This is a genomic window from Microcystis sp. M49636_WE2 (genome assembly GCF_030065375.1).
In the GTDB taxonomy this organism is placed as follows: Bacteria; Cyanobacteriota; Cyanobacteriia; order Cyanobacteriales; family Microcystaceae; genus Microcystis; species Microcystis aeruginosa_C.
Genome location: NZ_JASJFG010001045.1, coordinates 1 through 9,941, shown reverse-complemented (window position 1 = coordinate 9,941; position 9,941 = coordinate 1). Strand labels below are relative to the sequence as shown.

General features: G+C 42.1%; 17 protein-coding genes. 11 read left to right on the top strand and 6 right to left on the bottom strand.

The genetic code is table 11. The annotated features are described in order from the left end of the window. The 3 genes from PX484_RS24130 to PX484_RS24120 form a co-directional block, all read right to left on the bottom strand. Positions 1-331, bottom strand: a 331-nt coding sequence (locus tag PX484_RS24130) for a type II toxin-antitoxin system VapC family toxin (protein ID WP_288105953.1), incomplete at its 3' end; no start/stop codon positions are given. Continuing rightward, positions 328-573, bottom strand: coding sequence for a type II toxin-antitoxin system Phd/YefM family antitoxin (locus PX484_RS24125; protein WP_008201147.1), 246 nt, complete (start codon positions 571-573; stop codon positions 328-330). The genes PX484_RS24130 and PX484_RS24125, both read right to left, overlap by 4 nt. A gap of 36 nt (positions 574-609) precedes the next feature. Further along, entirely contained in the window at positions 610-813 is a 204-nt protein-coding gene (locus PX484_RS24120; RefSeq protein ID WP_287664823.1) for a hypothetical protein, read from the bottom strand. A gap of 49 nt (positions 814-862) precedes the next feature. On the opposite strand from PX484_RS24120, the gene PX484_RS24115 reads away from it, so the two are divergent. From PX484_RS24115 to PX484_RS24085, 7 genes are all read left to right on the top strand, one after another. Then, positions 863-1,153, top strand: coding sequence for a type II toxin-antitoxin system RelE/ParE family toxin (locus PX484_RS24115; protein WP_046661678.1), 291 nt, complete (start codon positions 863-865; stop codon positions 1,151-1,153). A gap of 9 nt (positions 1,154-1,162) precedes the next feature. Further along, positions 1,163-1,453, top strand: coding sequence for an addiction module antidote protein (locus tag PX484_RS24110; protein ID WP_002757266.1), 291 nt, complete (start codon positions 1,163-1,165; stop codon positions 1,451-1,453). A gap of 270 nt (positions 1,454-1,723) precedes the next feature. Beyond that, positions 1,724-2,524 carry a uroporphyrinogen-III C-methyltransferase gene (gene cobA / locus PX484_RS24105; RefSeq protein ID WP_287766091.1) on the top strand — a complete coding sequence of 267 codons (801 nt, stop codon included), beginning with the start codon at positions 1,724-1,726 and terminating at the stop codon, positions 2,522-2,524. Positions 2,525-2,534: 10 nt separating this feature from the next. Then, positions 2,535-2,954, top strand: a complete 420-nt coding sequence (locus PX484_RS24100) for a secondary thiamine-phosphate synthase enzyme YjbQ (RefSeq protein ID WP_004163739.1) — start codon at positions 2,535-2,537, stop codon at positions 2,952-2,954. 132 nt (positions 2,955-3,086) lie between these two features. Beyond that, positions 3,087-3,581 carry a photosystem I reaction center subunit III gene (locus PX484_RS24095; protein ID WP_004163740.1) on the top strand — a complete coding sequence of 165 codons (495 nt, stop codon included), beginning with the start codon at positions 3,087-3,089 and terminating at the stop codon, positions 3,579-3,581. A gap of 45 nt (positions 3,582-3,626) precedes the next feature. Then, a complete protein-coding gene (gene psaJ, locus PX484_RS24090) occupies positions 3,627-3,755 on the top strand; it encodes a photosystem I reaction center subunit IX (protein WP_002738148.1) in 129 nt (42 codons plus the stop codon). A 165-nt stretch (positions 3,756-3,920) separates the two neighbouring features. Continuing rightward, positions 3,921-5,522: a peptide ligase PGM1-related protein gene (locus tag PX484_RS24085; RefSeq protein ID WP_287766101.1), complete on the top strand. Its 1,602-nt coding sequence runs from the start codon at positions 3,921-3,923 to the stop codon at positions 5,520-5,522. Here PX484_RS24085 and PX484_RS24080 read toward each other — a convergent pair whose 3' ends face one another. Beyond that, positions 5,523-6,464 (bottom strand): glycosyltransferase family protein, encoded by a 942-nt coding sequence (locus tag PX484_RS24080; RefSeq protein WP_287766089.1) that lies wholly within the window; start codon positions 6,462-6,464, stop codon positions 5,523-5,525. A gap of 66 nt (positions 6,465-6,530) precedes the next feature. After that, complete coding sequence (gene sipA / locus PX484_RS24075; RefSeq protein ID WP_287664860.1) at positions 6,531-6,743, bottom strand: regulatory protein SipA; 213 nt, start codon at positions 6,741-6,743, stop codon at positions 6,531-6,533. 391 nt (positions 6,744-7,134) lie between these two features. Between sipA and PX484_RS24070 the strand changes: the two genes are divergently transcribed. From PX484_RS24070 to PX484_RS24055, 4 genes are all read left to right on the top strand, one after another. Next, positions 7,135-7,602, top strand: coding sequence for a hypothetical protein (locus PX484_RS24070; protein ID WP_287766087.1), 468 nt, complete (start codon positions 7,135-7,137; stop codon positions 7,600-7,602). A gap of 9 nt (positions 7,603-7,611) precedes the next feature. Continuing rightward, on the top strand, positions 7,612-7,770 hold the full coding sequence (locus PX484_RS24065; protein ID WP_287766085.1) for a PEP-CTERM sorting domain-containing protein: 159 nt from the start codon (positions 7,612-7,614) through the stop codon (positions 7,768-7,770). 173 nt (positions 7,771-7,943) lie between these two features. Next, complete coding sequence (locus tag PX484_RS24060) at positions 7,944-8,189, top strand: UPF0175 family protein (RefSeq protein ID WP_002770804.1); 246 nt, start codon at positions 7,944-7,946, stop codon at positions 8,187-8,189. Continuing rightward, positions 8,186-8,686 carry a PIN domain-containing protein gene (locus PX484_RS24055; protein WP_004163747.1) on the top strand — a complete coding sequence of 167 codons (501 nt, stop codon included), beginning with the start codon at positions 8,186-8,188 and terminating at the stop codon, positions 8,684-8,686. The genes PX484_RS24060 and PX484_RS24055 overlap by 4 nt, the downstream gene beginning before the upstream one ends. A 330-nt stretch (positions 8,687-9,016) precedes the next feature. On the opposite strand, the gene PX484_RS24050 is transcribed toward PX484_RS24055, so the two are convergent. Beyond that, the gene (locus tag PX484_RS24050) at positions 9,017-9,916 is read right to left on the bottom strand and encodes an amino acid ABC transporter substrate-binding protein (RefSeq protein ID WP_002804821.1); all 900 of its coding nucleotides are present in this window, start codon (positions 9,914-9,916) and stop codon (positions 9,017-9,019) included. Positions 9,917-9,941 lie beyond the last annotated feature (25 nt).

The following is a 9,941-nucleotide window of genomic DNA, read 5'->3' as shown; positions in this document are numbered from 1 at the left end:
TCATATCTTCTACCTGAGCTTGTGCAATCAGCATTCGGTCAAAAGGATCACGATGATGTAAAGGCAATGCAGCCGCCCGCAAAGCATGAGAAGCATTGATCTCTAACGATCTAGCTCCTAGTTGGGTCATTCGAGTAGAGACATAATTATCTATTTGCTCTGGCAGTGGTAATTTACCGATTGAGACTTTAATTCCCATCTCCCAAACACTGGCAACAGAAAACCACACTTCATTGCTTTCGTTGGCAATTTGTTCAATTACATTCTCACTTAACTTGTCTGGTTGGGCAAACCACCACAGCCAGCATTGTGTATCCAGTAAAAGTCTCACTCCGCACCACCCTCAAATGCTACCAAAATATCTTCTGGTAAAGGAGCATTAAAATCATCTGGTACGGTAAACATCCCTCGATCTTGTCCTAAACTAGACCGTCGATCTAAAGATGTCCGAAATGGAACAAGTTTAGCAATTGGAATACCTCGGTTTGAAATAACGATTTCCTCTCCGAGTTCCACACGGGACAATAGCCGAGAAAGGTTTGTTTTAGCCTGATGAATGTTTACAGTTTCCATGCTCTTAAAAAACCAAATCTACAAACTAAGTTTAGTTTAGTTGCGGTGATTCTGCAAGGGCAAGTTAGTTTGAAGTGCGATGCCGAAGGCACTGCGTAGCAGTACGCTATCGCTGTAGGGTGCGTTCCCTAATGCAACTTCTACCGCTCCAGCGATCGATTTTTGGGGAACGCACCATGCACATTGATTAGTGCGATCGCCGATCTTGTAGGGTGCGTTAATGAATAAAATGTAACGCACCTTATTTTTATTGCTTGTCCTTCTGTATCCCATAGGATACACTTAGGGCATGATTGAAATTCGCCAGACCGAAACCTACTCTCAGTGGTTTAGCAATTTGCGGGATCGCCAAGCAAAAGCACGTATAGACATTCGTGTTCGTCGCCTGTCTATGGGCAATCCAGGCGATGTTAAACCAGTAGGAAAAGGTGTATCGGAACTGCGGATCGATTATGGCCAAGGCTATCGGGTGTATTTCATTCAGCGAGGCGAGACCTTGATCATCCTCTTGGCAGCAGGAGATAAGCAAACTCAAGAACGGGACATCAAAACAGCATTAAATTTAGCACAAGACTTATAGGAGATTTTCATGGCTACTATCCAAACCTATCCTTGGGATGCGGCAGAACATCTCGAAACAAAAGAAGATATAGCTGCATATCTTGAAGCAGCTCTTGAAGATGGCGATCCAAGCTTAGTGGTAGCAGCATTAGGTGATATTGCTCGATCTAAAGGGATGACACATATTGCCCGTGAAACAGGGTTGGGGCGTGAAAGTCTCTATAAAGCTTTGTCAATCGAAGGCAATCCAGAGTTTGCCACAGTTCTTAAGGTCTTACAATCACTTGGGTTACGCCTCCAAGTCGTACCAATTGCCTAACTTCACCGTTATACTGAATCGGTTTTTAATAGCATGATTAACTCCCAATCCCACTTGAAAAACCCGCTCTCCCCCATACCTGTTAAACCGGATTTAGGATCAGAGCGATCGCTAGATAAAAGGTTAAGTAATGTTAAGATCATAATTCTTCATGAAGAAAGAGCATGATCGCCGAGTAACTGTAGTCAAAAATACCAAATTTTGCCCCAGTCACAATACAGTAGGGATCAAGCGCATTCGATCGAAGCAAGAATTTTCTCCCCAGTATCTATGAATCAATCAGAAAGTTGCGGTAAGGTCTATCTCGTCGGTGCGGGTCCCGGGGATCCCGGTTTGTTGACCTTAAAAGCGAAAGTTCTCTTAGAAAATGCCGATATTGTCCTCTATGATGCCCTAGTCAGCCCCTCGATTCTAGCCATGATTAACCCCAAGGCCGAACAAATCCATGGGGGTAAGCGTCGCGGTCGTCATTCTCTGGTACAGGAGGAAATCACCGCTTTACTGATCGAGAAGGCCCAGACTAATGCCGTGGTTGTTCGTCTCAAGGGGGGTGATCCCTTTGTTTTCGGTCGCGGGGGTGAAGAAATGCTCGATCTGATCGCGGCCGGAATTAGCGTCGAGATCGTGCCGGGGATCACTTCAGGAATTGCCGTGCCTGCCTACGCCGGTATTCCCCTCACCCATCGCGATTATAGTTCTTCCGTTACCTTCGTCACCGGCCACGAGATGGCGGGTAAATATCGTCCTCAAGTTAACTGGTCAGCGATCGCCCATGGCGCAGAAACAATTGTTGTTTACATGGGTGTGCATAATTTACCCTATATTATCGGCGAGTTGACCAAGGCGGGCAGAAGTCCAGAAACACCGATCGCCCTGATTCGCTGGGGAACAACACCGCAGCAACAGCAGTTAATCGGTACTTTCACCACGATTATGGACCAGATCGAAGCCACCGGCTTTGAGTCCCCAGCGATCGCTGTTATCGGTGCAGTGGTGAACCTTCACGATCTCTTGCAAGCGGGACAACCTTTGCTCTCCAGGACAATCCCCCCTACACCCATTTCTCCCTGATTCGGTTTCCATGCGTCAATATCAAAAATCCCTGACGATTACCACCAGTCCCAAGAATTTCCATCCTCTGACTGCCCCCATAGAAGCGATCGTGGCTGAATCGGGCATAACGACGGGATTATGCAGTATATTTGTCTGTCACACCTCCGCTTCTTTGCTGATCCAAGAAAATGCCGATCCCGATGTTCTCACCGATTTGGCCAATTTCTTCGCCAAGTTAGTCCCGGAAGATAGCAGTCTCTACTATCACTCTACCGAAGGGCCAGACGATATGCCCGCTCACATTCGCTCGGTCCTAACCCGGACATCGGAACAAATCCCGATCGCTAGAGGTAAATTAGTTTTAGGGATCTGGCAAGGTATCTATCTCTGGGAACATCGTCAGAGTCGTCATCAAAGGCAAGTGGTGGTTCATATCACCGGGGTCTGAAGCGTTGCGTATAGTTTTGTAATAGAAACTTTACTCGTACCCCTCATCGGAGTAAGATTTTTTCCGTGTACGATCAAATTGTTCGCTTTTTGAACAAAGAACTTCATATTTCGTAACAAAAGGAAACAATTTATGCGAAAATTGTTCGCTCTGGCCCTGGTGCTATCTCTCTGGTTCACCTTTGCCGCTCCAGCGTCGGCTGATTTGTCCAATCTGACCCCTTGTAGCGAAAATCCCGCTTTCCTACAAAAAGCGAAGAGTTTCCGCAACACCACTCCCGACCCCGAATCGGGAGCCAAACGCGCTCAAACCTACTCCCAAGCTCTCTGTGGACCGGAAGGCTATCCACACCTAATTGTTGATGGTCGTTGGGACCACATGGGCGATTTCTTTATCCCTAGCATCCTATTCCTGTACATTGCCGGTTGGATCGGTTGGGTTGGTCGGGCCTATTTAATCGCCGTACGCGACAGTAAAGATGCCGAAATGAAGGAAATCATCATCGATGTTCCCCTCGCTTTGAGCAAAATGTTAACGGGGTTCCTCTGGCCGTTGGCGGCTTTACAAGAAGCCACTTCCGGTAAATTAACCGTTAAGGATTCGGAAATTACCGTTTCCCCTCGTTAATTTTTGTGTCAAACCCTTGACTTTTTATTCCCTAGGAGAACTCAGATGGAAGGACTTACTAAATTTCTCTCGTCCGCACCCGTGTTAATTATGGCGCTGCTGACTTTCACCGCCGGGATTTTAATCGAATTTAATCGGTTTTATCCCGATCTCTTATTCCACCCGCTAGGTTAAAGGCAATCTCAGGTGATTAAAGGGGATACAGAGTCCACTGTATCCCTTTTTAATGGCAATGATCACAGGGATTGGGGAATATTAAGAAAAGAAAGGCACTGGAGACGACAGGGCCTAAAAATAGATAAGATACAGGTGTCTGCAACCACAGAGGTGGGACAAACCATGCTGTTAGATAGAGATTTGATGCTAGGAAAGCGGCTGCGGTATCAAGAATTACAAGAAAAATTAAAAGAGATTTGGCAGGGAGAAAACGTTCCCGAATCCGATGAATGGGATTATGATATCCTAGTTGTCCCTTCTTTTAGTATCGATCAGAGAGTCGGTCAAAAAGTAGCGGGTTTTTTACATTACGAAGAAAGATTATTATTTTCTCTGATTCGGTTGCGACATCCGAAAACCCGTTTAATCTATGTAACAGCGCAGCCACTGGCGCGGATGGTGATTGATTATTACCTGCAATTGTTGCCCGGGATTCCTTTTTCCCATGCTAATAACCGTCTTTTATTACTGACAACTCACGATAACTCTTTTCAACCTTTAACCCAAAAAATTCTGGACAGACCGCGCTTAGTAGCAAGAATCCGGCAAGCGTTGCGTCGAGATCGTGCCTACATGGTTTGTTTTAATTCTACTAATTTAGAGCGAGAATTGTCTTTACAATTAGATATTCCTTTATTTGCCTGTAGTCCAGATTTATTGTATTGGGGTTCTAAAAGTGGCAGTCGCGAGATTTTTGGTCAAGGCAATATTCCCCATCCTGACGGTAGTTTACAGCTAAATACGGTCAAGGATTTGTTATATGAAGCCGCTAGTTTGTGGTCTCGTCAACCGCAATTAAAACGCATGGTAGTGAAGTTAAATGAGGGGTTATCGGGAGAAGGAAATGCGGTTTTAGATTTACGTCCTTTAGGGGGAATTGTTGATAGTAACAGTCTAGATTTAAGCGAGAGAATGAATCTCTTGGCTAAACAATTAGACAAGATGAGTTTTCAAGCAAGCGATGAAACTTGGGAGAGTTTTTCCAGTAAAATTGCTGAATTAGGGGCAATTGTCGAAGCTTTTATTGAAGGAGAAGAAAAGCGATCGCCGAGTGTGCAGGGTTATATTACACCGACGGGAGAAGTGAATATTATTTCCACTCACGATCAAATTTTAGGCGGTCCCGATGGTCAAATTTATCTAGGTTGTCATTTTCCTGCCGATGAAAATTATCGCCTACAATTACAGGAATTAGGCCTAAAAATAGGGGAAATTCTGGCAGCAAAGGGGGCAATTGAACGCTATGGAGTTGATTTCGTCGCTGTCAAAAATCCAGAAACTTTAGTCTGGGATTTACAGGCGATCGAAATTAATCTGCGAAAAGGAGGAACCACCCATCCTTTTATGACTTTGAAGCTTTTAACTAATGGTAAATACGATCAAGAAACTGGATTATTTTTCAGTCAACCTCACCAGGAAAAATACTATATTGCCTCCGATAATCTCCATAAACCCCAATACAAAGGTTTACTTCCCGATGATTTAATGGATATTATTGCTAAACATCGCCTGCATTTTGATAGTAGCAGTAAAACGGGAACAGTTTTTCATCTCATGGGTGCGCTGTCGGAATTTGGTAAATTAGGGTTAACTTGTATCGGCAATTCTAGTGAGGAAGCTGCGGCAATTTATCAGCGTGTGGAACAGGTTTTAGATTGGGAAACAGAGCATAGTTCCATAAATTTAGGTTATTATTATTCTGGATTACCGATCACTTGGATATAACTAGACTGATTTACTGGGTATAATTTTTTGTCTCAGAGATTTAATCATCCAAGCAGGCAGTTCTAAAAATTGATAGATAGCTAGATTCCAAAGATAGCCATACTGAGGGAATTTTCTTAATAACATAACTTCCGATAAAAAGTAAAATCGCCAAGTTCTTTGGTATTCAGGAGGATTATCTTCAATTCGTATTTGTTCGGGAGACTTCGGCATCCAGTGACCGATTACTCGCTCTTTTTCAAAATATTTAGCCTGAATATATAAACCTAGTAATCTATCTAAACACCAAAAAGGAATATATTTAATCGGACCCAATAAGTTCATGAGATTAGTAATTTCTATCGTCGCCGCTTGCACAAGTTCACTTTTCCAAACTTTTTTATCAAAATTTTCTAAATGGGGACCATTTTGATCGCGACGTTGATTGAGAAAAACTTGGGGATTAAAAGGATTATCTAAAGGAGCGATCGGTAATTCTAATAAATAATTATTATCTTTAAATAAGTTACTATTATTTTCTCGCCTGCTACAGATAGCTAAACTTTTTACATCGGGAATGGTTGTCCAATTACTCTCTAGTTTTTCTCGTTCACCGTAGGGAAATTCACATCTGGCTAATCGCAATACCCAACTATTGGGGAAGCGTTCAAAATAGTCTTTAACTAGGGTGACGATCTCCGGGTGTAAATATTCATCGCAATTGATTGTGAGAATATAAGTGCCTCTGGCATTTAAAAATCCTGTACTTCTTTGAATAATTTCACCTCGTAAAGCACAGACAATCTGTTTCATGCGTGGATCATTCACCGGCGAAGGTTTGACCCCAGGAGGATGAACTAAAATAAATTCTATATCTCCCTTGACTTTCAATAATTCTCCTAGCCAATGTTCGCTAAATCCCTCGCGCATCGGGATAATGATCGATAGAAAAGTATTGGACATAAATTAACTCTTTAGATTTGCTTGTCATTTATCAAAGTTGTCTTGACCGTGATGCACTTAACTGGTTTAAATAGCTTCTAAATATTTGCTATCGAGCAGAAATGAGCCTCGATCGAATTTTACACCCCAATAACCCCCCGGCCGGCGATCGATTACCGTGCCTATATCGTCGATATTGAGCAGCTCCGGCTGCCGTAACATAGGCATGGGATCGGCGGTTTTCAGGTAAGGGGGAATGGCAATCAGACGGACTTTTCCCCCGACACTAATTTCACTCATGGTACTGGTTAGATGCGATCGTGACATCGTATCTCAACTTAGCATATTTCAAATCATTCTCAAGATAGATTCCCCAAAGCTGTCGTCGTCCCCCTTTCCCCTTGGGTTGGGCTGTTGCTTGACCTAGCGGCGAGGGTGGCGATCGCTATCAGTACAATCAAAAAAAAAACCAAAATCTGAATTCCTAGTTGAGGAGAGAAATGTAAAGATTTATTAAACTGTATATTTTAATACAGTTGTGGGGGAGAGAATGTGTACACTCCCGTTGTCTCCCTTTGGAGTTGGGTTAAGGTGTTGCCTGACCTAGCAAAGAAACGACAAAAGTAGGCTAATAGCCTCAAAGCTAAGACTACAAACTTACACACAAAAAACACTACTCAGGAATAAAAAAATGAAAAATTGGACTTTAGCCTTAGCTCTTGGAGCGGCTGCAACGACTACAATGATTGGCTTTGGAGTAAATCCTGCTTCGGCTGGAACTCTCACATGGAGTTTATCCTTCGATATAGATACAAACCTACTGCCTGCCCCTGACACTACACTTCTTCCCACACCTGTTAAGGCGACAGTTATTACCGAAGATACTTTATCTAAATCTTTGGTCGTTCCGGGCTTTACCGGATATAAAGTTTTATCCATAACTGGAACACAGGGTACAGAGCCTATAACTGCTCTGGTCCCCCAAGGCACTGGCTCTACCACTTTATTAACTTCAGGATTAACGAATGATAATCTGTTTAATCCGGCAAATATTGTTCCTGTAGGAGGTGTAGGCGCTTTTAGTGCAGGGGGATTAGCCTACATAGAAGGTGGAGAAGAATATCGGCTACTTTATGCTAAAGATCTACTTTCTAATTAGTTTACATATATGGGGTGTTTGACCCCGTGTGTTCCTGTTGAAAACCTAAAGCTAGTTCCTGAACCCTCCTCAACTGCTGGACTTTTAGCTATTGGCTCCTTTGGTGCATTAGGCGCAGCTTCAACCCTGAAACGCAAACTAAAATCCTCTAAATCCGACGAAAACTAAACCACAAAAGTAGGCTAAATTGCCCACAAAATACGATAAATGCCCCTTCATTCAGTCAGTTGAGGGTTTATTTTTTGTCCATGTTTCTATTCATTAATTTTTATTAATTAATCGATCACAAGTATTTTTTTGTGATACAATGGGGGCGGTTCATACAAATATCGTAAATTTTAATGACTATTGTGATTCCCAACGAAATTATACAAGCAACAGGAAAAAACGAGCAACTGTTGCAACTAGAACTGGCAATCATTATGTTTAGAGATTATCATATCAGTAGCGCAAAAGCGGCTGATTTTGCCAACTTATCTTTAATTGAATTTCGTCAAGAAGTCGCCAAGAGGAATATTTGTGTAAATTATGATAGTGTAGATTGGCAACAAGAATTACAAACCTTAAAAACCTTAGGTGATCTGTGATTGTTGTTAGTAACACCTCTCCGATTACCAGTTTAGCTGCTATCGGCTATCTTAACTTGCTCCATGATATCTATGGAACAATTATTATTCCAGTGGCTGTTTATGAAGAAATGACAGGATTAGGTTATTCAGTTCCTGGCACTATTGAAGTTCAAACCCTATCCTGGATAGAAAAGCGAGAGTTAGAGAATCGGTTATTATTAGAAGAATTACAGAAGGAATTACACCGAGGAGAATCAGAAACGATAGCTTTAGCGATTTCTTCAAATGCTGATAGAGTAATTATAGACGAGAACCCTGGCAGAAAGAAAGCAATTAGTTTAGGATTGAATGTTATTGGAATTTTAGGTATTTTATTAATTGCCAAAAGAAGAAGATTAATTCCTACTATTCAGCCGTTAATGGATGATTTGATTTTTAAAGCAGGTTTCCGTGTTAATCAAATATTGTATTTAGACATATTAAAAACAGCGCAAGAAATTGATGAAAACCAATAACTAAAGCCTTCAAAATCTTCTTATTTAAGTAAGTAGTTATAATTAAATTGAAGATAGATTTTGCCTCTGATCCCCCCTGCCCCCTTGATAAGGGGGGTGCCGATCCCCCCTTAGTCCCCCCTTTAATCCCCCCTTAATAAGGGGGGTGTCTGACAACTTTTAACACCTACCTACTTAATTTTTGCTAACTAACAGTTGAGGGGGTTTATTTTTTACCTTTATTAATCAAATCCAACTTTAAAAACCCACTTCCCCATTCCCCTACTTCCCCATTCATAATTCCCACTTTCCTCTTGCCTTTTTCAATCGGTTCCTAAAAAGCTCTTAATTTTAGGGAAATACAGTTAAAGGAATCCATTCGTAGGTGTTGACAATACCTTGAAAATAATCATTAATAGTTTCTCGGGAATAGGGAACAACACCATCTTCACCAAACCAACGTTCATAAATTGTCACCGCTTGTTGTTGGTCACTAACGATACCTTCCATGAATTTTAATAGAGTATAATTCACTGTATCGCGCCATTTAGAATCATTTTCGGGTAAAGTACAGGCATAGGATTCGTAGGCGTAGGGATAGGAGGGAACTATGGCTAAATTATTGGGATTTTTAGCACTTTTCCTTAAACCTTCTAGGGTAATGCCATCGCTGGCAAAACCGTCAATTTCTCCCGTTTCTAGTTTTTGTAAACCCTCGCCACGATTTTTAACTTTGACCAAAATAGCGGCGGGTTGTTGGGTTTTAATCACCGCTTCATTAGTAGTATTGGCAATCACTCCAATGCGTCTGCCTGCCAAGCTACCGATGTCATCGAGATTACTACCTTTGCGGGTGAGTAATTGAGTGCCACTGGCAAAATAACTAACGGAAAAATCCACTTCATTTTCTCTTTTCCAAGTAAAAGTAGTGGAGCCACATTCTATATCTATCACCCCTGTTTTTAACTTTTCAAAACGATTTTGGGGAGTAATCTCAACAATTTTTAACTTAATTGGTTTTCCTAACTTCCGCTCGGTTTCTTTGCGAATTAACTCTAACATATCAAGGCTGTAACCCACCCACTTGCCCTGGGAGTTGACAAAACCAAAGGGAATAGCATCTTTACGAGCGCCGGCAGTAATTACCCCAGTTTTTTGAATGCGATCGAAGATTGCTCCGGCAAGGCTAGAATGGTTACTGGTGAGGGTTAAAGCTACTGTCATCGTCATGACGGCAAGTGTACGCTTCATTTTTTTTCCTAATCTGAAAGTGGCT